At 74.0% G+C, this 21,084-nt stretch carries 22 protein-coding genes; 11 read left to right on the plus strand and 11 right to left on the minus strand.

The window, feature by feature from the left end; all coding sequences use genetic code 11:
- Positions 1-47: 47 nt before the first annotated feature.
- The 5 genes from menC to ACIA8R_RS47210 all read right to left on the minus strand — a co-directional run bounded on the left by menC (position 48) and on the right by ACIA8R_RS47210 (position 5,401).
- Positions 48-1,157: an o-succinylbenzoate synthase gene (gene menC / locus ACIA8R_RS47190; protein ID WP_357710672.1), complete on the minus strand. Its 1,110-nt coding sequence runs from the start codon at positions 1,155-1,157 to the stop codon at positions 48-50.
- The gene (locus tag ACIA8R_RS47195; protein WP_397044432.1) at positions 1,154-2,041 is read right to left on the minus strand and encodes a GNAT family N-acetyltransferase; all 888 of its coding nucleotides are present in this window, start codon (positions 2,039-2,041) and stop codon (positions 1,154-1,156) included. Before ACIA8R_RS47195 ends, menC begins: the two co-directional genes overlap by 4 nt.
- Positions 2,042-2,137: 96 nt before the next feature.
- Positions 2,138-3,259, minus strand: coding sequence for a M20 family metallopeptidase (locus tag ACIA8R_RS47200; protein WP_397044434.1), 1,122 nt, complete (start codon positions 3,257-3,259; stop codon positions 2,138-2,140).
- A gap of 128 nt (positions 3,260-3,387) precedes the next feature.
- The gene (locus ACIA8R_RS47205) at positions 3,388-4,050 is read right to left on the minus strand and encodes a TrkA family potassium uptake protein (protein WP_357695428.1); all 663 of its coding nucleotides are present in this window, start codon (positions 4,048-4,050) and stop codon (positions 3,388-3,390) included.
- Positions 4,043-5,401, minus strand: coding sequence for a TrkH family potassium uptake protein (locus ACIA8R_RS47210; RefSeq protein ID WP_397044436.1), 1,359 nt, complete (start codon positions 5,399-5,401; stop codon positions 4,043-4,045). The genes ACIA8R_RS47205 and ACIA8R_RS47210 overlap by 8 nt, the downstream gene beginning before the upstream one ends.
- A gap of 238 nt (positions 5,402-5,639) precedes the next feature.
- Between ACIA8R_RS47210 and ACIA8R_RS47215 the strand changes: the two genes are divergently transcribed.
- Positions 5,640-7,244 (plus strand): PP2C family protein-serine/threonine phosphatase, encoded by a 1,605-nt coding sequence (locus ACIA8R_RS47215; protein WP_397044438.1) that lies wholly within the window; start codon positions 5,640-5,642, stop codon positions 7,242-7,244.
- The gene (locus ACIA8R_RS47220; protein WP_397044440.1) at positions 7,241-8,287 is read left to right on the plus strand and encodes a B12-binding domain-containing protein; all 1,047 of its coding nucleotides are present in this window, start codon (positions 7,241-7,243) and stop codon (positions 8,285-8,287) included. The genes ACIA8R_RS47215 and ACIA8R_RS47220 overlap by 4 nt, the downstream gene beginning before the upstream one ends.
- Positions 8,288-8,300: 13 nt before the next feature.
- Here ACIA8R_RS47220 and ACIA8R_RS47225 read toward each other — a convergent pair whose 3' ends face one another.
- Positions 8,301-8,942 carry a 4a-hydroxytetrahydrobiopterin dehydratase gene (locus ACIA8R_RS47225; protein WP_364096813.1) on the minus strand — a complete coding sequence of 214 codons (642 nt, stop codon included), beginning with the start codon at positions 8,940-8,942 and terminating at the stop codon, positions 8,301-8,303.
- A gap of 122 nt (positions 8,943-9,064) precedes the next feature.
- On the opposite strand from ACIA8R_RS47225, the gene ACIA8R_RS47230 reads away from it, so the two are divergent.
- Together ACIA8R_RS47230 and ACIA8R_RS47235 are read left to right on the plus strand one after the other, a co-directional pair.
- Entirely contained in the window at positions 9,065-9,211 is a 147-nt protein-coding gene (locus ACIA8R_RS47230) for a hypothetical protein (protein WP_397044442.1), read from the plus strand.
- A complete protein-coding gene (locus tag ACIA8R_RS47235; protein ID WP_357695440.1) occupies positions 9,208-9,504 on the plus strand; it encodes a hypothetical protein in 297 nt (98 codons plus the stop codon). Before ACIA8R_RS47230 ends, ACIA8R_RS47235 begins: the two co-directional genes overlap by 4 nt.
- A gap of 33 nt (positions 9,505-9,537) precedes the next feature.
- On the opposite strand, the gene ACIA8R_RS47240 is transcribed toward ACIA8R_RS47235, so the two are convergent.
- Together ACIA8R_RS47240 and ACIA8R_RS47245 are read right to left on the minus strand one after the other, a co-directional pair.
- Positions 9,538-9,999 (minus strand): VOC family protein, encoded by a 462-nt coding sequence (locus ACIA8R_RS47240; protein WP_397044444.1) that lies wholly within the window; start codon positions 9,997-9,999, stop codon positions 9,538-9,540.
- A 77-nt stretch (positions 10,000-10,076) separates the two neighbouring features.
- Entirely contained in the window at positions 10,077-10,979 is a 903-nt protein-coding gene (locus tag ACIA8R_RS47245; protein ID WP_357695444.1) for a LysR family transcriptional regulator, read from the minus strand.
- Positions 10,980-11,051: 72 nt separating this feature from the next.
- Between ACIA8R_RS47245 and ACIA8R_RS47250 the strand changes: the two genes are divergently transcribed.
- The 4 genes from ACIA8R_RS47250 to ACIA8R_RS47265 all read left to right on the plus strand — a co-directional run bounded on the left by ACIA8R_RS47250 (position 11,052) and on the right by ACIA8R_RS47265 (position 14,829).
- Complete coding sequence (locus ACIA8R_RS47250; RefSeq protein WP_397044447.1) at positions 11,052-12,008, plus strand: NAD-dependent epimerase/dehydratase family protein; 957 nt, start codon at positions 11,052-11,054, stop codon at positions 12,006-12,008.
- Between the two features lie 31 nt (positions 12,009-12,039).
- The gene (locus tag ACIA8R_RS47255; RefSeq protein ID WP_397044449.1) at positions 12,040-12,930 is read left to right on the plus strand and encodes an aldo/keto reductase; all 891 of its coding nucleotides are present in this window, start codon (positions 12,040-12,042) and stop codon (positions 12,928-12,930) included.
- A 55-nt stretch (positions 12,931-12,985) separates the two neighbouring features.
- Positions 12,986-14,029, plus strand: coding sequence for a LuxR C-terminal-related transcriptional regulator (locus ACIA8R_RS47260; protein WP_397044451.1), 1,044 nt, complete (start codon positions 12,986-12,988; stop codon positions 14,027-14,029).
- 86 nt (positions 14,030-14,115) lie between these two features.
- The gene (locus ACIA8R_RS47265; protein ID WP_357695452.1) at positions 14,116-14,829 is read left to right on the plus strand and encodes a hypothetical protein; all 714 of its coding nucleotides are present in this window, start codon (positions 14,116-14,118) and stop codon (positions 14,827-14,829) included.
- 93 nt (positions 14,830-14,922) lie between these two features.
- On the opposite strand, the gene ACIA8R_RS47270 is transcribed toward ACIA8R_RS47265, so the two are convergent.
- Positions 14,923-16,269 carry a S8 family peptidase gene (locus tag ACIA8R_RS47270; protein WP_397044453.1) on the minus strand — a complete coding sequence of 449 codons (1,347 nt, stop codon included), beginning with the start codon at positions 16,267-16,269 and terminating at the stop codon, positions 14,923-14,925.
- A 91-nt stretch (positions 16,270-16,360) separates the two neighbouring features.
- Positions 16,361-17,320: an EamA family transporter gene (locus ACIA8R_RS47275; RefSeq protein ID WP_397044455.1), complete on the minus strand. Its 960-nt coding sequence runs from the start codon at positions 17,318-17,320 to the stop codon at positions 16,361-16,363.
- Positions 17,321-17,429: 109 nt separating this feature from the next.
- On the opposite strand from ACIA8R_RS47275, the gene lexA reads away from it, so the two are divergent.
- Complete coding sequence (lexA, locus tag ACIA8R_RS47280) at positions 17,430-18,089, plus strand: transcriptional repressor LexA (protein ID WP_357695458.1); 660 nt, start codon at positions 17,430-17,432, stop codon at positions 18,087-18,089.
- A 15-nt stretch (positions 18,090-18,104) separates the two neighbouring features.
- On the opposite strand, the gene ACIA8R_RS47285 is transcribed toward lexA, so the two are convergent.
- Positions 18,105-18,713: a peptide deformylase gene (locus tag ACIA8R_RS47285; RefSeq protein WP_397044457.1), complete on the minus strand. Its 609-nt coding sequence runs from the start codon at positions 18,711-18,713 to the stop codon at positions 18,105-18,107.
- 171 nt (positions 18,714-18,884) lie between these two features.
- Between ACIA8R_RS47285 and ACIA8R_RS47290 the strand changes: the two genes are divergently transcribed.
- On the plus strand, positions 18,885-19,802 hold the full coding sequence (locus ACIA8R_RS47290) for a hypothetical protein (RefSeq protein ID WP_397044459.1): 918 nt from the start codon (positions 18,885-18,887) through the stop codon (positions 19,800-19,802).
- Between the two features lie 164 nt (positions 19,803-19,966).
- Positions 19,967-21,013 (plus strand): methyltransferase, encoded by a 1,047-nt coding sequence (locus tag ACIA8R_RS47295; RefSeq protein ID WP_364096779.1) that lies wholly within the window; start codon positions 19,967-19,969, stop codon positions 21,011-21,013.
- Positions 21,014-21,084: the final 71 nt, after the last annotated feature.

A 21,084-nucleotide genomic window follows, 5' to 3' on the forward strand; every position in this document is an offset into this window, starting at 1 on the left:
GGCATGACGAAATGCTACCGGCTGATCCGTCGAAACGGACGAACCGGTCAGGACGGCATCGGCACCCAGGTCTTCGCGACGGTGACCTCCTCCAGGACCTCCGGGATGGGGGCGACGCCGATCCCCGGGCCGGTCGGCACCGCGAGGTGCCCGTCCACCAGGCGGAACGGCGGCGTCAGGTCGGTCCGGTAGTAGCGGTCGGACGCCGAGGTGTCGCCCGGCAGCAGGAACCCGGGCAGCGCGGCGAGCGCCACGTTGGCGGCCCGCCCCACGCCGGTCTCCAGCATGCCGCCGCACCACACCGGGACGTCGTGCGCGGCGCAGACGTCGTGGATCCGCCTGGCCTCCAGATGGCCGCCGACCCGGCCCGGCTTGATGTTCACCACCTGGCAGGCCCCGAGCGCGATCGCGTCGGCGGCGGCGCGGGCCGAGACGATCGACTCATCCAGGCAGATCGGCGTCGTGATGCGCTCGGCCAGCCGGGCGTGCCCGATCAGGTCGTCCTGCGCGAACGGCTGCTCGATCAGCAGCAGGCCGAACGGGTCCAGCCCGGCCAGGTGCCGCAGGTCGCCGCGCCCGTACGCGGTGTTGGCGTCCACCTGGAGCGGGACGTCGCCGAACCGCTCGCGCACGGCCCGGACCGGCTCGACGTCCCAGCCCGGTTCGATCTTCAGCTTGATCCGCAGGTAGCCCGCGTCCAGGTACTCGGCGACGGCGTCGAGCAGCGCCGGGATCGACCCGGTGATGCCCACCGACACCCCGCACGGCACGCTGTCGCGCACCGCCCCGAGCGCGTGGGCCAGCGGGACGCCGCGGGCGCGCAGGTCGGCGTCCAGGACGGCGGTCTCCAGCGCGGCTTTGGCCATCCGGTGCCCCTTGAACGCGGCCAGCGCCGGGGCGACCTTGTGCGCGTCCAGGTCCGCCACGCCGCCCAGCGCCGGGACCAGGAAGCGGGTCAGCACGTCGGCCGCGGCGTGGGTGTACTCCGAGGAGTACAGGGGGGCCGTGCCCGCGCCGCACTCGCCCCAGCCCTCGGCCTCGTCGGTGACGACGCGCACCAGCACCGCCTGCCGTACCGTCTCGGTGCCGAACGACGTGCGGAACGGCGTCACGAGCGGCATCTCCACCGTGCGGACCTCGACTGCGGTGATCTTCATTCCGTCTCCTGCCTGTCCACGATGTACCAGCCTGTACGGTCGAAGCCGCGCACCCGGGCGCCCCCGTCGAGCAGCTCGCCCAGCACGTCCCGCAGCGCCCTGCGCCAGTCGGCGGCGCGGGCCGGGTCGCTCTCGCGCATCGCCTCGACGTCGCCGGGCACGCCGACCAGGACGGTGGGCGTGCCGGCGTACCGGGTCAGCGGCCCGCCCGCCGCGGACGCCTCCAGCGCCACGGCCGCGCCCGCCGTCCGGGCCGCCGCCGCGTCCGTCCGGGCCGGACGGCCCGCGCAGGCCGCCTCGACGGCGGGCGTCTCCAGTCGCCAGCTGACCAGGACGCGGTCGGTGTCGTCGGCGCGGTTGATGTCGTCGTCCATGGGGCCGTAGAAGTTCGGCAGGTACTCGGACGGGGTGGCGCCCAGCTTGGCCAGGTTGAAGTAGGCGTTGCGGCGTACCAGGGGGTCGTAGGTCCAGCAGATCTCGCCGATGCCGCGCCGCATCGCCCAGGCGCGCTGGTGCAGCTTCAGCGCGAAGCCGACGTTGCGGCCCTGCATGCCCGCCAGCACGCCGGCGATGTGACTGTGCAGGGCGGCGCGGGCCGGCGGGGAGAAGAAGCCGAAGCAGGCGCCCACCATCCGGCCGCCGTCGAACGCGCCGCTCACGTAGCTGCCCGCCTTCGACATCGCGCGCAGCAGGTCGGCCGTCACCGGCGGGTTGTTCTCGCCGGTGCGCCAGATGTGCTCGTACAGGCGGCGGACGGCTTCCAGCTCGCCGACGCTGTCCAGGGGGCGGATGTCGATGCCCGCGCCGTCGGCGGCGGCCTGCGCCGCGGCGCACGCGGCCTCGACGGGCCGGGAGTCGCGACGGTCGCGGATGAGATCAGTCACGCCGGTCATGGTCGCAGCCGCTCTCGTCCCGTAGCTGGTCGGCGAGCACCGGGCGGCGGCGCCGGATTCGTCCGGCCGGACAAGGGGGGGTCACCGCTACGCGGTCAGCAGATCGGCGACCAGGGCGGTCAGCAGGCGGGTGCGGCCCGGCAGTTCGGCGACCAGAACGTGTTCGTCGTCGGCGTGGGCGCCGCCGCCGACCGCGCCCAGGCCGTCCAGGGTGGGTGTGCCGGCCCCGGCGGTGAAGTTGCCGTCGGAGGCCCCGCCGACGGCGACCGAGGCCGGCGGCCCGATCCCGAGGGCCTCGGCGAGCCGGCACGCCCGCTCGAACAGGTCCTTCGACGCCGACGCCGGGAGCGGCGGCCGGTTCGGCCCGCCGCCGACCGTGACGCCCGCGCCGGGCAGCACCGGCCGCAGCCCCCGCATCGCCGCGTCCACCCGGTCCTGCTCGGCGGCGTCCCTGACCCGTACGTCCACGTCGAACCGGGCCCGCGCCGGCACGGTGTTCACCGTGGTGCCCGACTCCAGGCGGGTCGGGGTGACGGTCGTGCCCAGCGCGGGATCGGCCAGCGCCGCCACGGCCGCGATCTGGTGGGTCACCTCGACCGTCGCGTTCACGCCGCGTTCGGGATCCAGCCCGGCGTGCGCGGCCCGGCCCCGCACCAGCACCTCGTACCGGGAGACGCCCTTGCGCTCGGTCTTCAGCGCCCCGCCCGGCCCGGCGGCCTCCAGCACCAGCGCCGCCGCGCACCCGCGCGCCTCCTCCTCGACCAGCTCCCGCGAGGTGGGGGAGCCGGGCTCCTCGTCGCCGGTGACGAGCAGGGTCACGCCGTCCAGGTCGTCCAGCGCCGCCAGCGCGTGGAAGGCCATCACCAGCCCGGCCTTCATGTCGAAGCACCCCGGCCCGCGCAGCACGCCGTCGCGCACCTCGAACGGGTGCCGCTCCAGCGAGCCGACCGGCCACACCGTGTCGTGGTGGCCGAGCAGCAGCACCCGCGGCTCGCCGCCGAACCGCCAGCGCAGGTGGGTGCGCCCGCCGATGACGACGCGCTCGGCCGCGGCCCCCAGGCGGGCGGCGCCGACGTCGGCGACGGTCGTGGCGCTGCGGGCGACCGCGGCCAGGTCGCCCGACGGGGACTCGCAGCGTACGAGCCGCTCGATGTCGTCGATCATCGCGGCCTCGCGGGCCCGGTCGGACGTGGTACGGCGTGGTGTCATGATGGCAGCCTCCGGTCGGACGGACCGCCCATCATCGTGAACCACGACGCGGACGGGCCTGTCGCACCGGCCAACATCGGCCCGCCCCGTTGGGCCCCGCCGACGACCGCCCCCCGACGACCGCCCGGCTACGTGAGGTCGGCGAAGCGCTCGACGTCCTCCGTACGGCCGGAGACGATGATCACGTCGCCGTAGCCCAGCTCGGTGTCGGAACCGGCGTAGGTGAACTCCTCCTCCGCGCTCTTGACCGCCACCACGGTGACGCCGTGCTTGCGGCGCAGGTTGGAACGGCCGAGCGGCACCCCGATGTACTCCTTGGGCGGCCGGGTCTTGGCCATCGCGAAGTTCTCGTCCACCTGCATGAAGTCCAGCATGCGGCCGGTCACCATGTGGGCCACCCGCTCGCCCATGTCGTGCTCGGGGAAGACGACGTGATGGGCGCCGATCCGCGCCAGGATCCGGCCGTGCTGGCGGCTGACGGCCTTGGCCCAGATGTCGTCGATCTCCAGCTCGATCAGCAGCGACGTGGTCAGGATGCTGGCCTCCAGGTCGCCGCCGATGGCCACGACCGCCCGGTAGAAGTCGGGCACGCCGAGCTGGCGCAACGTCTCCAGGTCGGTGGAGTCGGCGGTGGCGATGTGGGTGATCTGCCCGGCCAGGCTCTGGGCGACCTTGGGCCGGTTGTCGATGGCCAGGACCTCGGTGCCGCGCCGGGTGAGCTCCAGGGCGAGCGAGGTGCCGAACCGGCCCAGGCCGATGACCACGACGGGGTCTGTCTTCTTGTCAGCCAACGATGACACGTTCCTCGGGTAGTTCGTACCGACGGGTGCGCTCCTTCAGGGCGAGCGCGGAACCCAGTGTGAGCGGGCCGATGCGCCCGATGAACATCAGCGCGACCAGCAGCACCTGTCCGGCCGGCGTGGCCTGGGAGGTAATGCCGGTGGACAGCCCATTCGTGCCGAACGCCGAGACGACCTCGAACAGCACCTGGTCCAGGCTGTGGGGAGTGATGGCGAGCAGCAGGTAGGTCGAGACGGCGACCAGGACGACGCCGATCATCGTGATCGAGATGACCTGACGCTGCGCGGACTCGGCCAGGCGCCGGTGGCCGATGTTCACCCGAGGCTCTCCCCGCAGTTCGGCCCAGATGATGAACACCAGCAGCCCGAACGTGGTGACCTTGATGCCGCCCGCCGTGCCGGCGCTGCCGCCGCCGATGAACATCAGCAGGTCGGTGGCGAGCAGGCTGCTCGGGTAGAGCTGGCCGATGTCCAGGCTGTTGAACCCGCCCGAACGCGGCATGACCCCGGTGAAGAACGCGGCCAGCAGCTTGCCGGAGTCGTCGAGCCCGCCGAGCGTCCTGGGGTTGCGCCACTCGGTCACCAGGAAGATCAGTGTGCCCACCGCGAGCAGGACGAGCGTCACCCCGACGGTCACCCGGGTGAGCACCGACCAGCGGCTGGGCCGGCGCCAGGCGCGGGCCAGCTCGAACACCACCGGGAAGCCCAGCCCGCCCACGACCACCGCCAGCGCGATCGGCAGGCAGATCCACGCGTCGCTGACGAAGCGCATCATGTTGTCCGGCCACAGCGCGAACCCGGCGTTGTTGAACGCCGACACCGCGTGGAACCAGCCCAGGTACATCGCGCGGCCCAGCGGCTCGCCGTAGCCCGTGACGAAGCGCGCGGTGAGCAGCGCGGCGACGATCAGCTCGGACACGAGGCTGAAGATGACCACGTTACGCACCACGCGCCGCACGTCGGACATGCTCAGCGTCTTCGTCTCGGCCTGGGCGAACATGCGGGCGCGCAGCCCCAGCCGGCCCGCCACCAGGACGGTGAACAGCGTGGCCATCGTCATGATGCCCAGGCCGCCCACCTGGACCAGCCCGGCGATCACCACCTCCCCGGCCACCGACCAGTGCGTGGCGGTGTCCACCACGACCAGGCCCGTCACGCAGACCGCGGACGTCGCGGTGAACAGCGCGGTCAGCCAGCCGGCCGGCTCGCCGTCGGCCGTGGCCATCGGCGAGGTCAGCAGGGCCGTGCCGGTCAGGATGAAGGCGGCGAACCCGGTGGCGATGACCTGCGCCGGGTGGTGGAACCGGGACAGGAAGACGCCCGTCAGCCGCTGATGTCTCATGACGCGTTCCCTCCGGCCGCGGCCGCGCGGGGGGCATGATGTGAGGCGAGCACGATCAGACCGTAGACCACCCGGCCACTGCTGCCGCAAACGCGTCCGGAGCCGGGACGGGGATCGTGTCGCGCCGGGGCGCTGCGGCTAAAAATGCGACAAAAACGATTCGGCATCGGGAAAGCCGTGCAGGTCACGTCAGTAGAGTGACAGTCACGTAGGTGATCACGAACGGGGCGCGATCGGCATGCTGGGGGAGGACACGCCGTACCCGATGCTGGTCGCCGACGCCTCGGGCGCCGTCGAGCGGGCGAACGCCGCCGCCCGGTCGCTGCTGGGCGGCGTGGCGCGGATCGGGCCGGAGTGGCTCGCCCGCGCCCACCACGAACTCTGCGCCCGCCTGGCCGCCCCGCCCGGCGCCGGAAGCACGCCCGACGCCGAGGGCGAGCCCCGGCCCGTCCGGGGGCCGGTCGGGGAGCGGGTGTTCGAAGCTCATCCCGTGCACGCCGGCCGCGACCGCGTCACCTGGTGGCTGGTCGACGTCACCGAACGGGAGCACGCCATGGAGGTGCTGCGGGCCGAGCGGGACTCGGCCGCGTCCATGGTGGCGGCCGCCACCGAGCTGCTGTCCTCGCTCAACCTCGACCGCTGCCTGGAGGCGGTCGCCCGCCTGGCCGTGACGCACCTCGCCGAAGCCGCCCGGGTCGTCGTCCCGCTGGGCCGCCGGTACGAGGTCGCCTACTACGACGCCGGCGGCGAGGCCGTGCGCAGGAACCTGGACCTCGATCCGCGGGACCTGCCGGGCCTGGCCGAGGCGCTGCGGGCCTTCCCGCCGGTGCCCGCCCGCTGGGTCGACCCCGAGCGGGCGCCCGGCTGGGTGCTGGGCGAGGGGCACGACGGGATCCGTTCGGTGGTGGTGATCTCGCTGCCCGGCTACGGCCTGCCCGCCGGCGCGCTGATCCTGCTGCGCGGCTCGACCGGCTTCTCCCCGGCCGAGGAGGTGTTCGCGCGGCTGTTCGTGGCCCGCGCCGGCATGGCGATCTCCATCGCCCGCGTGTACGCCGAGCAGGGGGCCGTCACCGAGACGCTGATGGCCGACCTGCTGCCGCCGATGACGCCGTACCTGGACGTCGCCGACGTGGCGGCCCGCTACCGGGCGGCGGGCCACGGCGCGCTGGTCGGCGGCGACTTCTACGACGTGCACCCGGTCGCCGGTTCCGGCGGGACGGCGCTGGTGGTCCTCGGCGACGTCTCCGGCAAGGGGCTGGAGGCCGCCGTGCTCACCGGCAAGATCCGCAACACGCTGCGCGCCCTGCTGCCGCTGGCCGACGACCACCAGCGCGTGCTGGAACGGCTCAACGAGGTGCTGCTCGCCGAGTCCAGCCCGCGGTACGTCACGCTCGTGCTGGCCGGGGTCGGGCGCCGCGGCCCGCGGCTGGAGCTGCGGCTGACCAGTGCCGGGCATCCGCCGCCGATGATCGTGCGCAACGACGGCCGGGTCGAGGACGCCCTCACCCGCGGCACCCTGATCGGCCTGCTGGAGGAGATCACCAGCGTGACCGAGACGGTGCTCCTGGACCCCGGCGAGACCTGCCTGCTCTACAGCGACGGCGTCATCGAGGCCAGGGGCGGCCCGCTGGGCGACGAGCTGTTCGGCGACGACCGGCTGCGGGAGGAGCTGCGGCAGTGCGCCGGCATGCCAGCCGCGGCCCTGGCCGAACGCGTCCAGATGCTCGCCTCGCAGTGGGCCGGCGAGCGGGAGCGCGACGATATCGCCATCGTCGCCATCGGCGCGCCGCGCGAGGCGCCCGACGGCCCGCCCGACGGCCAGGACGGCGGTCCTCCGGCGTGAAGAACGAGATCGAGCGCTGCGTCGAGACGCTGCGGGCGGCGGCGACGGCCGGCGACGAGTACGCCGCGATCGACGCCGCGCGGGCCGCCCTCGACGCCGGCGTGCCCCTGGAGACCCTGCTCATCGACGTCGTCGCCGTCGCGCAGGCCCGCGTGGGCCTGGACTGGGCGGCCAACCGGCTCACCGTCGCCCAGGAGCACACGGCGACCGCGGTCCACGAGCGGGTGCTCGCCGTGCTGGCCCACGAGCCGGCCGTGCGCGGCCACCGTTCCGGGCCGGACAGGGGGCGGTTGAGCGTGGCGTGCGTGGACGGCGAGTGGCACACCTTCCCGGCCCGGCTGCTGGCCGAGGTGCTGCGGCTGCGCGGCTGGCAGGTGGACTACCTGGGCGCGCACGTCCCCACCGCGCACCTGGTCGTGCACGTGCACAGGACCGCGCCGGTCGCGGTCGCGCTGTCGAGCTCGATCGCCACCCGGCTGCCCGCCGCGCACGCCACCATCAGCGCCTGCCAGGCGGCGGGCACGCCCGTGCTCGCCGGTGGCGCCGCCTTCGGGCCCGACGGCCGCTACGCCCGCCTGCTCGGGGCCGACGCCTGGGCGCCGGACGCGCGGGCCGCCGCCGACCTGCTCGACGCCGGGCCGCCGCCGCGCCGGGCCATGACGGGGCTGGGCGCCGGACGGCGGCCGCACCTGGCCGGCCCCGAGTACACCGCGCTCACCGAACGGGCGCAGGAGCTGGTCAGAGGCGTCATGGACGAGCTGGACGAGCACGCGCCCGTCGCCGAGGGCCAGGAACCGACCGGGCACACCGCCGAGGACGTCGCGTACGTCGTCGACTACCTCAAGGCCGCCGCGTACGTCAACGACCCCGGCCTGTTCACGTCCTTCACCGGCTGGATGGCGCACGTGCTGACCGCGCGCGGCGTGCCGGTGCGCGTCCTGGCCGTCACCCTGGACGCGCTGGACGTCCGTCTGAGGGACCTGCCGCTCACCCGCGAGCTCATCGTCCGGGCCCGCGCCGCGCTGCCGGACGGGCCCCGCTGACCGTTCCCGCCGGTCAGTCGCGCTCCTGCCACGTGCACAGGCAGGCGTGGTTGCCCTCGGGGTCGGCCAGCACCCAGAACTGCGGCGCCTCCTCCTCGTGGACCAGCCGGCCGCCCGCCGCCACCGCCGCGTCGATCCGGGGACGGACCTGCGCGGGTTCCACCCACACGTCGAGGTGCCAGCGCTGACGGGGCTCCTCGTCACCGGACTGCTGGAACCACACGGTGGGCAGCGCGCCGGCCGGGTCGCGCAGGCCGCCCCCCGCGTCGGGCTCCATCGCCAGCACCGCCGCCCAGAACGGCCGGATCGAGTCCCGGGCGGGGGTGTCGAGGCCGAGGTCGAGCACGGAGACGGCCGCGGAGTCCAGGCCGACCCCCGCCTCGGCCGCCAGGGCCGAGACCGCGCGCGCCAGCCGCACGTCGCGGCCGGTGACCCCGCCCGTGTCGTGGCTGGTCAGCCGGACGTCGACATGGGTGTACCGCAGGTCGAGGTCGGGATGGTGGTCCATCTCCTCGGCCACCGCCCCGATGGCGTCGACGAGCGCGAGCCCGGCCGCGAACGTCCCGGTGCGGAGGCGGGTGTGCAGGGCGCCGAGCAGGTACGCCCACCCGGCCAGCCCCTCCTGTGCGATCTGCGGTCCGGTCAGCTTGGTCATGAGGTCATCTTCGCAGGCGCCGGCGAAGGCTTTCCGCGTCCCGTTCCGCGAGGACGGCAGGCGGCGCGACCGTCTCCGTCAAGCGACAGACAGCCCGCGCACGCTCGGCTACCGTCCGGAGTATGGCGAACGACGGCGAGCAGGAAGAGCTCCCGATCTGCGGCACCTGCATGGGCGCGGGCGGCGAGTGGATCGACCGGAACGGCGAGTCGGAGCAGCAGTCCACCTGGAGGTCGTGCAAGTCGTGCAGCGGGACGGGCCGTAGGTGACGGACCCGATCACCTGCCCCGAATGCGAGGGCACCCGCGGCATACTGCTCGGGGACCTGTTCCTCACCTGCACGTTCTGCGGCGGCCTCGGCCGGGTGGGCGGCGCCGACGAGCCCGCCGAGCGGGGCGGCAGGCCCCCCGGCGGGCCGCCGCCGGCCTGGGAGCACAGGGTGTGGTCCGACCCGTGGATCGCCGAGCAGCTCGGCTGCCGCTTCTGCCTCGGCTCGAAGACGGTGACACACATCAAGGCGGGCATGCTGGTGACCCTGCCGTGCAGGTGCGCCGACGACTGACCCCACCTCGTCCCACAGGGACGGGCGGCGGCGCTAGTCGAGGCAGAACTCGTTGCCCTCGGGGTCGGTCATCACGATGTGACCGCCGCCGAACGGGGGCACCGGCTCGTGCCGCCGCACCCGCGTCGCGCCGAGCCCGACCAGCCGCTCACACTCTGCCTCCAGCGCCGCCATGCGCTCCTCGCCGCGCAGCCCGGGAGCCGCCCGGACGTCGAGGTGCACGCGGTTCTTGGCGGCCTTGCCCTCCGGCACCCGCTGGAAGAACACCCGGGGGCCGTGCCCGTCGGGGTCCTCGATGGCCGACCTGGTGTCACGCTCCTCCTCGGGGACGCCGACCCGGGCGAGGAAGTCGTCCCACGCGGCCAGCGGGTCGGCGCCCTCGGGCAGCTCGACCCCGGGCGGGCCGGGATGGACGTAGCCCAGCGCGTCGCGCCAGAACGTGGACAGCGCCTTGGGATCGTGGGCGTCGAAGGTGATCTGGACGTGGCGGCTCATGTGACCTCACTCCGTTCGGTGCGGCAAGCTTTTCCGGGAACACTGTGCCAGCACCGGCCGACAGAACCGGTCCGCTGTCAGCCCAGCGTCGCGGCCTCTTCGCGCAGCCACTCGACCAGGGTCGGCACCAGCGGGTGGTCGCGCCGCCGGGCGGTGGCGACCCCGATGTAGCGCACGGGACGCGGCGGGTTCAGCGGCACGACGGCCAGGCCGGGCGTCCCGCGCGCCAGGCAGATGGACGGCACCAGGCTGACGCCGAGCCCGGCCGCCGTGAGCGCCTGCGCCAGGTGGTAGTCGCTGGTGGAGCCGCTGACCCGCAGCTCGAACCCGGCCGCCGCCGCGTAGCCGCGCAGGAACGCCTCCGTCTTGGAGCAGCCGATCACCCACGGCTGCTCGGCCAGCTCGGTCAGGTCCAGCGACGCCCGCCCGGCCAGCGGATGGGCGGCCGGCAGCGCGACCGACAGCGGGTCCTCGGCCAGCGGCGTCCAGCTCAGGCCCGTACGGTCGCCGGGCAGCACCGGCAGCGGCCCGGCGAAGTGGTAGGCGACGGCCAGGTCCGCCTCGCCCCGCCGGACCAGCGGCAGGCTGTCCTCCGGCTCCCGCTCGACCACGTTCGTCTCGACCTGCGGATGGGCGGCGACGAACCGCGCCAGCACGCCGGGCAGCAGCGCGCGGCCCCCGCTGGTGAACGTGGCCACGGTCAGCCGTCCGCGCCCGGAGGCCAGCTCGTCGATCCGCTCCCGGGCGTGCCGCAGCTCGGCCGCGATCGTCTCGGCCGTCTCCACCAGCAGCCGGCCCGGCTCGGTGAGGGCCACGCCACGGGTGCTGCGGGTGACGACGGCGGTGCCGAGCTGCCGTTCCAGCGCGGCGATCTGCTGCGAGACGGCGGACGGCGTGAGCAGCAGCGCGGCCGCCGCCCGGTTGAAGCTGCCGTGCGCGGCCACCTCCCGCAGCACCCTGAGCCGATGGGCGTCGATCAACAGTTCTCCTTAACACGAGGCCGGCAAGTCACCACTACCACTGCTGACCCCGTCCGGGCCAGTCTTGGCGGCATGCGACAGATCTGCGTCATCGGCGGCAACCGCTACTTCGGCCGCCGCCTGATCCGCCTGCTGCTCGACGGCGGCGACCACGTGACCGTGGTCAACCGGGGCTCGGCCGCGCCGCCGTCCGGCGCCGAGCACGTCGTCGCCGACCGGGCGGACGCGGCGGCCCTCGCCCGCGCCCTGGCCGGGCGGACCTTCGACGCCGTCGTGGACCAGGTCTGCTACACGCCGCTGCACGCCGACGTCGCCCGCCGCGTCTTCGCCGGGCGCGCCGCCCGGTACGTGATGACCTCCACCATGGAGGTCTACGACCCGGCCACCTCGCCGTCCCTCCGGCCGCCGGCCGTGGCGCCGGTCGGCGAGGAGGTCGTCGAGGCCGCGTCCTGGCCGGTGGACCCGGGCCTGCCGTGGGGGTCGCCGGACGAGCTGTCCCGGCTGCTCGGCGAGGCGGGCGCGTACGCGGAGGGCAAGCGGCAGGCCGAGGCGGTGTTCGCCCGGGACCCGGCCTTCCCGTTCGTCGCCGTGCGCAGCGCCCACGTCCTGGGCGGCGGGGACGCCGACTTCACCGGGCGCCTGCGCCACTACGTGGACCGCGTACGCGCCGGGCTGCCGGTCGCCGTGCACCGCGACCCGGCGCCGACGTCGTTCGTCCACCACGCGGAGATCGCCGCGTTCCTGCACTGGACGGCCACGGGGACCGACGTCACCGGCGCGCTCAACGCCGCCTCCCACGGTTCGCCGACCGTCACCGGCCTGTGCGCGGAGATCGCCGCCGTCACCGGCTCGCCGGTCCCCGCCTACCGCGTCGTGGACGGCGGCGAACCGGCCTCGCCGTTCTCCTTCGACCGCTCCTACGCCCTCGACAACGGCCGGGCCGCCGCGCTCGGCTTCCCGTTCACCGACGTCACGACGTGGCTGCCGGAAGCCGTCACCGCCCTCCTCCCGCTACCGACCTCCTCCTGAAGCCGCCCTCCTCCCCGAAAGCCGAACAACCATGATCACCCGCCGCATCGGAACCGCCGAGGTCAGCGCCGTCGGCCTCGGCGCCATGCCGCTGTCCATCGAGGACCGCCCCGACCGCGCCCGCGCGATCGCCACCGTGCACGCCGCCCTCGACGCGGGCATCACCCTGATCGACACGGCCGACTCCTACCACTGGCACGCCGGCGAACGCGGCCACAACGAGGAGCTCATCGCCGAGGCCCTGGCCGCCCGGCCCGGCGACGCCTCCGGTGTGCTGGTCGCCACCAAGGGCGGGCGCGGCCGTCCCGGCGACGGCGCCTGGACGGTCGACGGCCGTCCCGACCACCTCAGGGCCGCCTGCGAGGGCTCCCTGCGCCGCCTGGGCGTCGAGGCGATCGGCCTCTACCAGCTGCACAAGCCGGACCCGGCCGTCCCGTGGGCGGAGTCGGTGGGCGCGCTGCGCGACCTCCTCGACGCGGGGCTCATCCGCGCGGCCGGCGTCTCCAACGTGACCTGCGAGCAGATCCACGAGGCCAGGGCCGTCCTCGGCGACTCCCTCGTCTCGGTTCAGAACCGCTACAGCCCCCGGCACCGCGACAGCCTGCCCGAACTGCGGTTGTGTGACCGCCTCGGCATCGCCTTCCTGCCGTGGAGCCCCCTCGGCGGCATCGCCCGCAGCTCCCTGGACGGCCCCGGCGCCGCCCCGCCGCGCACCCCCTTCCACGAGGTGGCCGAGGAACGCGGCGTCACCCCGCAACAGGTCTGCCTGGCCTGGCACCTGGCCCACTCCGAGCACGTCGTCCCCATTCCGGGCGCCAGCCGTCCGGAGTCGGTCCGGGCGTCGGCGCGGGCGGCGGCCCTGACCCTGACGCGGGACGAGCTGCGACGGCTCGGACCGACCGGCGATGCGGCGGATGCGTAGTCGCCTGACTACCCTGCGCTTGCATGGCGGCGCCGTGGTGTGCTGACCTGGCCGCGTGAGCTCATGCCAAGACCGCGTGGTCCACGAGGTGCGCACCCTGATGGACCGCGGCATCGCCGCCGAGCACCTCGGCGCCGCCGTGTCCGCCGCCATCGCCCCGCTGCTCCGGCACGACGCGCTGCGCCTGGTCGGCACCAGCCCGGCGACCGGGCTCGGGCAGGGCTCGTTCAGCTTCTGGCATCAGTACGAACGCGAGCTCGCCGTCTCCCTGCTCGCCCACCGCCGCGCCCACGGCGACCCCTGCCGGCCCGCGTCCCTGGCCCGGCTGCGGGTGCCGGTCGCGGTGGCAGGGGCCGAGGAGGGGGCGCGGCGGGCGTTCGCGGCCTGCGGCGCCTCCTGCGAGCTGCGGCTGCTGTTGCGTGACGCGCGCGGCGGCGTCTGGGGCCTGCTCGGGCTGGTACGCGCCTGCGACGCCCCGCCGTTCACCGAGGACGACCTGCGCCGGGCGACGCTGCTCGCCCCCGCCCTGATGACCGTGCTGCGCGGGTACGTCACCGCCGCCCCGCTCGCCCCCACCGTGCCCGCCCTGCCCGCCGGGGTGATCGTCGTCGGCCCCGACCGCGAGATCCGCGCCGTGACGCCGCAGGCCCGGGTGTGGCTCGACTGGCTGCGCCGCCCCGACCGGCACGGCGTGCACGCGTGGCTCGCCGACACGTTCGTCACCGCCCTGGCCGCCGACGCCGCCGAGCACGCGCGCGGCGCGGACGCCGCCCGGCCGATCATCTGCGCCCCCGCCGCCCGCTACGGCCGCTGGCTCGCGGTCGAGGCCCAGGCCCTGGACGCGGAGGGCACGGGCGACGTGGCCGTGGTGATCCAGTCGGCCGTGGGCGGGTTGATGCTGCCCTCGTTCTGCGACTGGTACGCCCTCACCCCACGCGAGCGCGGCGTCCTGGACCTGCTGTGCGGGGGAGCGGCGCCGAAGCAGATCGCCCGGCTGCTCGACCTGTCCGGACACACCGTGCACGACCACCTCAAAGCGGTTTTCCGCAAGACCGGTGCGAGCGGCCGCGACGAGCTCATGGCCGCCTTCACCACCTGAACGCCATCCCCAACACTGGGGGGCTGTCCGGGCCGCCGCCCCACCCGACCATGAAGGAGTACGCAGCACTATCAGGGGAGGCACCCGTGACCCAGATCTCAACCCCCGCCCGCCGTCAGGTCGAGCGCTTCCTGGAGTTCTCCGACCACGTCGGAGGCCTGGAGGAGGCCGACGTGCTGGCGCTCCTCCGCGACCACGGCATCACCACGCTGGAGGCGCTCGTCGCCAAGGCGGTCAGGGCGCCGCGCTCGGCCCAGCCCGTGCCGATGGACCCGGCCCGGGCGCTGACCCGGCCCAAGCCCGCGCCCGCGCGGCCGGTCACCCACCCCGCGCCCGCCATGGCGGTGGTCGTGGACGGCGTCGAACATGACCCGGCCGACCTGACGCGCTTCGACGGCCGCCCGCTGACCTACCTCTACCACCCCGAGCGCCTGACCGCGCTCACCGACGACACCGCGCTCAACGGCGCCCTGTGGGCCTCGGCGCAGCTGCGGGACCCGCGCCCGGCCACGCAGGGCGAGGTGCAGATGTTCGAGCACGTGGAGTACGCCGGCGACTGGCTCTGGTGCCCCGCCCGCCGGGGCCTGAACGACCTGACCGACGTCTACCACGGCCCGCTGCACCTGCACGACTGGAACGACGTCATCAGCTCCATGGGCGGCACGAACTGCACGGTCCGCTACTACGAGCACATCAACTTCGGCGGCAGCTCCATCCTCGTCGCCCCCTTCTCCGACATCCCGACCCTCGTCCCCAGCGGCTGGAACGACCGGATCTCCTCGGTCTGGAACCACGGCTGACCTCTTCCTCCACCGGTTCGTCCACCGGCCCTCCCCGGTGGACGGCGACGCCGCGCACCCGTCTCGTCGGCGGGTGCGCGGCGCCGTCGCGGGTCAGGCGGCCCGGGTGCGGTGCGAGCGGAGCGCGGCCAGGACGCCGGCGGGGTTGACGATGCCGTAGCCGTAGTCATGGTCGAAGCCGACCGTGCTGCGGTCCTCGGCGGTGCGGTTGAGCAGCGTGCGAAGCTGCGCGGGCGAGATCCTGGTCGACGGGTGGCGGGTGCGCAGGGCGGCGATGACGCCGGCGACGACGGGACAGGAGGTGGACGTGCCGGTGTCGGGGGTGCCGGGCCCACTGGCCTCGGAGCCGGTGTAGTGGGTGTAGGCGGCCAGGTCGGGCTTGTGGTCGCCGAGCCGGGCAGGCCCCTGTGAGGAGTAGCCGACGCGCTCGCCGTGGGTGTCGACCCCGGCCACCGTGACCACCTTCGGATGGCCGTTGCCGCCCACGATGTCGGTGTACCCGCAGCTCGCCGCCGGGCAGTCGCGTCCGCAGTTGCCCGCCGCGAACACGATGTCGGCCCCGGCGTGCTCCAGGCTGGAGATCATGACGTTGAACGGGTGCGACGGGTTGTCGGAGTAGTTGCCGGGGTGGCCGGGCGGGAAGTCCTGCTCCGGGTTGTACAGGCCCCAGCTGTTGCTGACGACCAGCGAGCGCGACTCGGCCGGCATCGCCTCCAGGAGCCCGCGCAGATGGGTGTAGGCGGCCACGGCGTCGGACAGCATGCCCTCGACCGTGCCCTTCCTGCTCTGCAGGACGGCGACGTCGAGCAGCGTCGAGCGCGGGGCGGCGATCTGGGTGTTGAACGCGCACAGGCTGCCGTGCTCCACCGGGTAGCGCCCCGGCGTGGGCGTGACGCCCGGCGGGGCCCAGCTGCGCCCGGCGTCGAGGGTGACCTGACGGCCGAGCTTGGTGCTCACGTGGTCGGCGTTGACGCCGCCGTCCACGACCGCCAGGGTGACGCCGTGGCCGTCGTAGCCGGCCGCGCGCAGGTCGGAGGCGTGCAGCAGCCGTTCGACGTCGTGCCAGTCGCCGACCGGGCCGGTGTCGGCGCAGGTGAGGTTGGGGTGGATGGCGGGGTCGGCGAACACGCCGACGATCTCACGTACGGACGACGACAGCAGCGCCAGCCTGGACGTGAGGTCGTCGTCGGAGAGCTCGCCGCGCACGAGCACGCTGGCGTGCTCGGCCGACAGGGAGAAGCCCAGCGGCCGGCTGAGCGACGACAGGCCGCCTGAGGGCGAGGCGGGCAGCGGACGCGGCAGGGCCAGCGGGGCGAACGCCTGGTCCAGGACGATTCCCGGCAGGTCACCTGCCACGTCGGCGACCGTGGCGGTGACGCCGGGGTCGAGGACGGCTTCGACGGTTTCACGGGCGGGGCGGAGCTGGATCAGGACACGCAACGCTCCACCTCCTCTCCGGGGACGGGGATGGGACACTCGTTGCTTCCCCTTGTAAATACCCGCTGTAGTGAATTAACTACTTACAGTAGTGTCAGCACTTCATCGCCCCGGAGGTCACCTCTTTGTCGCCGTCCTGGGCCGTCGTCGGGGTCCGGCGGGTCGCGGTCTGGGCGAGGAGCGCGCCGGACAGCACGATCACGCCGCCGGCGATCTGGAAGCCGTCCAGGCCCTCGCCGAGCAGCCCCCAGGCCGCCACCGCCCCGCCGATGACCTCCAGCGACGCCACCGTGGCGCCCACCGCGGCCGACAGCCGCCGCACCGCGTTCACCCCCAGGATGTAGGCGACCACGCTGGCGACCACCACCATCCACAGGAAGGCCAGCGGCACGGGCAGCGTCAGGGCCCCGGGCGCGGGCGTGGCCGACTCCGTGAACGCCGCCCATCGCAGCTCCCACGGGCGGGCGACCGGGACGAGCACCAGGGCCGCGCCCGCCATGCCCCAGGCGACGAGCCCGAGCGGATCGACGTCGTCCCCGAAGCTGTCGTTCATCAGGAAATATCCGGCGGAGCACGCCGCGGCCAGCAGGCCCAGGGCCAGGCCGAGCGCGTCCAGCCGGAGGTCGTGCCACACCTCGGCGACGATCCCGAGGCCGGCCAGGGCGACGAGCGCCCCGGCGTAGGCCGCCCGTGGGAGCCGGATCTTGCGTATCAGCCGCACCCAGGCCGCCACCATCACCGGGGCCACGTAGACCAGCAGCAGGGCGACCCCCACCGGCAGACGGGTGATCGCGGCGAAGTACAGCGACTGCACCCCGGCCACCGCCATGACCGCGTACAGGGCGAAGAACGGCCACCTGGACCGCGGGATGCGCAACGCGCCCGGCCTGACCACGGCCAGCACGGCCAGCAGCAGGAGCCCCGCCGCCGTCATCCGCGCCCACACGGCCTCGATCGGCGTCAGCCCCGCCGCGACGAGGTACCTGGCCATCGGCCCCGAGAACGCGAAACACGCCGAGGACCCGAACGCGAGGGCCGGCCCCGCATACCTCATGCCGCACCACCAAGATCGTCACGACCGCCAGGAAGTCACGACCCTGACACGTCCCGCGGCGCGGGGGCAACGCGATTACCGCCCCCCGGACGCCCTCTAGCATTCCCCTGTGACCACCTACGACGACCACGACGCGTTCGAGTACCTGAACTTCTCGGCCCTGCCGCAACGCCAGCAGCGCATCCTGGCCACGATCCGCGACTGGGTGGTCAGGCACGGATACCCGCCGAGCACCCGCGAGCTCGGCCAGGCGGTCGGGCTGCGCTCGCCCTCGTCGGTCTCCAGACACCTGAGGAGCCTGGAGGAGAAGGGCTTCCTCAGCCGCGGCACGACGATGACCCGCCCGATCGACGTGCGGCTGTTCCTGCGGCCGCCGTCGCCGGAGCCGTCCGGCGAGCTGGTGAGCGTCCCCGTGGTCGGCGACATCGCCGCGGGCGCCCCCATCCTCGCCGACGAGCACCTCGACGACACCCTGACCCTGCCCCGCGACCTCACCGGCCGCGGCACCGTGTTCGGCCTGCGGGTGCGGGGCGACTCGATGGTCGACGCGGCCATCTGCGACGGCGACATCGTCGTGGTCCGGCAGCAGCCCGAGGCGCACTCCGGGCAGATCGTCGCCGCGATGATCGACGGCGAGGCCACCGTGAAGGTCTACCGGCGGCGCGGCGGGCACGTCCGGCTCGAACCGCGCAACCCCCGCTACGACGTCATCGACGGCGACCGGGCCGTGGTGCTGGGGATCGTGGTCTCGGTGATCCGCAGCGTGTGACCCCCGCCTCGGGCGTCAGGGCCTGGGGGCCCAGAAACGCTCGTGGTTGGCGGTGGTGGAGATCGTGCGGGTGTCGGCGCGGTCGAGGTAGAGGGCGCCGTTCAGGTGGTCGGTCTCGTGCTGGGCGATGCGCGCCGGCCAGCCGGACAGCTCCGTCTCGTACGGGCGGCCGTCCCCGTCCAGGGCCGACAGCCGCACCCGCGCGTGCCGGGGGACGACGGCGGTCAGCCCCTCCACGCTGAGGCACCCCTCGTGGAACGCCCGGTAACCGGCTCCGACGGGCGTGACGACCGGGTTGACCAGCTCCAGAGGCGGCTGCGGGGCACGCTCGCGCTCGGCGGCGTGGTCGGGCGGCAGCTCGGCGGGGTCCTCGATGACCGCCAGCGCGAGCGGGATGCCGACCTGCGGCGCGGCCAGGCCCACGCCGACGCCCGGCAGGTGCCGGAACATCGCGTCCAGCAGCTCGCGCAGGAGGGCGTCGGAGAGCTGGCCGTCGTACGGCTCGGCCGTCCGGCGCAGCACGGGGTCGCCGACCTGGGTGACCGACCAGGGCCTGGGGGCGGCGAGGAGGGCGTGCACCCGCTCGGTCAGCTCCTCGGCGCCCACGCCGTTCAGGTGTCTCATGGGGGTCCTTCCGCTCGACGGTCGTTCGCTCAGCAGACGGTAGAGCATGGGCGGTGACCCGGTTTCGGCGGGTAAAGAGGGCTAGAAGCAATCATAGAGTAGTTGATCCACTGCTATGGGTAATGATCGTTGCGGATGATCACGTAACGTCGCCGGGAGGCACCCATGTGCATGAGAACGATCGCCGTCTTCGGCCTGACCACGGTGGGGCTGCTGACAGCGGTGGCACCGGCGACGGCCGAGGACGGCAGCGCCGCCGCCGCGCCATGCGTCGCCGCCCGGATCGAGGTCGCCAGTGGCTCCCCGGCCGGGGCGAGCGCCCTGCTCGACACCTCGGCGGTGCGGACGTTCCTGCAAGGGCTCGTCCGTCCGGCGGACCGGCCGGGGGCGCAGCCGCTCCCGGAGGACACGTCGTTCGCCGCGGCCGCCGAGTTCCCGGGCCTCCTCGACGCGCTCCTGCTGGACGTGGATGACTACGTGTTCCTGCTGGACGCGCAGGAGGACGTCCAACCGGCCAGGACGGGCGGCGACCCGGGCGACGTCGCGCCGGCCACGAGCGGCGCGGACAGTGACGCGCTGGCCAGGCGGATCCTGGAGGCGCTCGTCGCCGACGCCCTGAGATGCACCCCGCCCGCCGCCCCACCGGCCACCGACCCCGCAGCCACCTCCGCAGCCACTTCCTCGGTCGCCACCTCCTCTGCCGCAGACTCCGCCGACGCCGGCTCGTCGGACATCGGCTTCTCGGACGTCGGCTGGTCGGCCGATCCGGAGGCGACGTCCCTCCTGGACTCCGAGGGAGCCACGGCGGTGCTCGAAGCGCTGATGAACCGGCCCGAGTCCTGCGTCACCGACGGCACCTCGACCATCCGCTCCTCCGACACCGGCAGGTCGATCGCGGCCGACTCGTCCCAGGTGTCGCTGCTCGACGCGCTCGGCGTCCGAAGGATGCTGGACGTCCTGGTGGGCAGGCCGTCGGCGTGCGCCACCGAGGACGTGCCCCTGTCGGCGGCGACCACCGAGCAGGACCGGCCGAAGTCGCTCCTGGACGGCTTCGGCCTCGGCGCCCTGTTCTCCAAACTCCTCGGCTGACAGTCCCCTGAGGGCTGACCCACCACTGCGGCGGGTCGGTTCTCAGGTGGGCGTGTCGGTGACGGCCCGGGATTTTCTGGTTGTTCGCGAGAGGGGCCGGGTGGGTGATCGCGTGGTAGGTTGCGGGCGAGCCTTGATCCTTTGGGGAGAAGGGGGCTGCGGCCGTGACAGGCACCAGCGACGAGACCGTCCGACCGACGGCGTGGGAAGCGGCGTGGGAGGTGCTGGCCCCCGTCACGGACATGGTCACCCCGATGGCCGTACGCGTCGCGGCCACCCTGCGCCTGACCGATCTGATGGGCGGCGACGAGCTGCCCGTCGAGGAGCTGGCCCGCCGTACCGGCACCGACGCCGACGCGCTGGGGCGGCTGCTGCGCCACCTCGCCTGCCGCGGCGTCTACGCCGAACGAGAACCCGGCGTGTTCGCGGTCAACGAGCCCGCCGCGCTGCTGGCCTCCGGCCACCCCTCCATGATGCGGGACCGGCTCGACCTGGACGGCTTCGGCGGGCAGATGGACGTCGCGTTCACCGGCCTGCTGCACACCGTCCGCACCGGGGAACCGGCGTGGGAGACCGTGTTCGGCGTCCCGATCTGGAACCATCTCGCCGCCCATCGGGAGGTGGGCGAGTCGTTCGACGCCCTCATGGCCGCCGGGGCCGGCGACCTCACCGACGTGGCCGAGGGGTACGACTGGTCCGGCGTACGGCACGTCATCGACGTCGGCGGCGGCACCGGCGCCCTGATCGCCGAGCTCCTGAAGGCCCACTCCGGGCTCCGGGCCACGCTCGTCGACCTGCCGGACACGCTGGAACGCGGCCGGCGGTCCCTGACCGGGCTCGGGCTGGACGAGCGGTGCGCGTTCGCCCCGCAGAGCTTCTTCGAGCCGCTGCCCGAGGGCGGCGACGTCTACGTGCTCAGGCGCGTGATCCACGACTGGAGCGACGACGAGGCCGTACGCGTCCTGCGGCGCTGCGCCGACGCGGCTGGGCCGCACGGGCGGATCGTGGTGATCGAGTCCCGGGGCGGCTCCGGCGACGATCCGGCCATGTTCGCCGAGATGAACCTGCGCATGCTGGTCCTCAGCGGCGGCCGGGAACGAACGGTCGACGACTACGCCGCGCTCGCCGAGAGGGCGGGGCTCGACGTGGCGGAGGTGCGTCACACCCCGCTCGGCAACGTCATCCTCGACTGCGTCCCCGGGCCCGGCTGACCGGGCGCACCCACCTGGGCTCTCCGTCACCTCCGGCGCGATGGGACACTTGATCATCTGTATGCGAAGGA

The sequence above is a fragment of the Nonomuraea sp. NPDC051191 genome, assembly GCF_044455665.1.
In the GTDB taxonomy this organism is placed as follows: domain Bacteria; phylum Actinomycetota; class Actinomycetes; order Streptosporangiales; family Streptosporangiaceae; genus Nonomuraea.

Coding starts and splice junctions, on each gene's coding strand:
- menC (WP_357710672.1), bottom strand. CDS start 1,157: ATGAAGATCACCGCAGTCGAGGTCCGCACGGTGGAGATGCCGCTCGTG.
- ACIA8R_RS47200 (WP_397044434.1), bottom strand. CDS start 3,259: ATGACACCACGCCGTACCACGTCCGACCGGGCCCGCGAGGCCGCGATG.
- ACIA8R_RS47210 (WP_397044436.1), bottom strand. CDS start 5,401: ATGAGACATCAGCGGCTGACGGGCGTCTTCCTGTCCCGGTTCCACCAC.
- ACIA8R_RS47215 (WP_397044438.1), top strand. CDS start 5,640: ATGCTGGGGGAGGACACGCCGTACCCGATGCTGGTCGCCGACGCCTCG.
- ACIA8R_RS47225 (WP_364096813.1), bottom strand. CDS start 8,942: ATGACCAAGCTGACCGGACCGCAGATCGCACAGGAGGGGCTGGCCGGG.
- ACIA8R_RS47230 (WP_397044442.1), top strand. CDS start 9,065: ATGGCGAACGACGGCGAGCAGGAAGAGCTCCCGATCTGCGGCACCTGC.
- ACIA8R_RS47240 (WP_397044444.1), bottom strand. CDS start 9,999: ATGAGCCGCCACGTCCAGATCACCTTCGACGCCCACGATCCCAAGGCG.
- ACIA8R_RS47250 (WP_397044447.1), top strand. CDS start 11,052: ATGCGACAGATCTGCGTCATCGGCGGCAACCGCTACTTCGGCCGCCGC.
- ACIA8R_RS47255 (WP_397044449.1), top strand. CDS start 12,040: ATGATCACCCGCCGCATCGGAACCGCCGAGGTCAGCGCCGTCGGCCTC.
- ACIA8R_RS47275 (WP_397044455.1), bottom strand. CDS start 17,320: ATGAGGTATGCGGGGCCGGCCCTCGCGTTCGGGTCCTCGGCGTGTTTC.
- ACIA8R_RS47285 (WP_397044457.1), bottom strand. CDS start 18,713: ATGAGACACCTGAACGGCGTGGGCGCCGAGGAGCTGACCGAGCGGGTG.
- ACIA8R_RS47290 (WP_397044459.1), top strand. CDS start 18,885: ATGAGAACGATCGCCGTCTTCGGCCTGACCACGGTGGGGCTGCTGACA.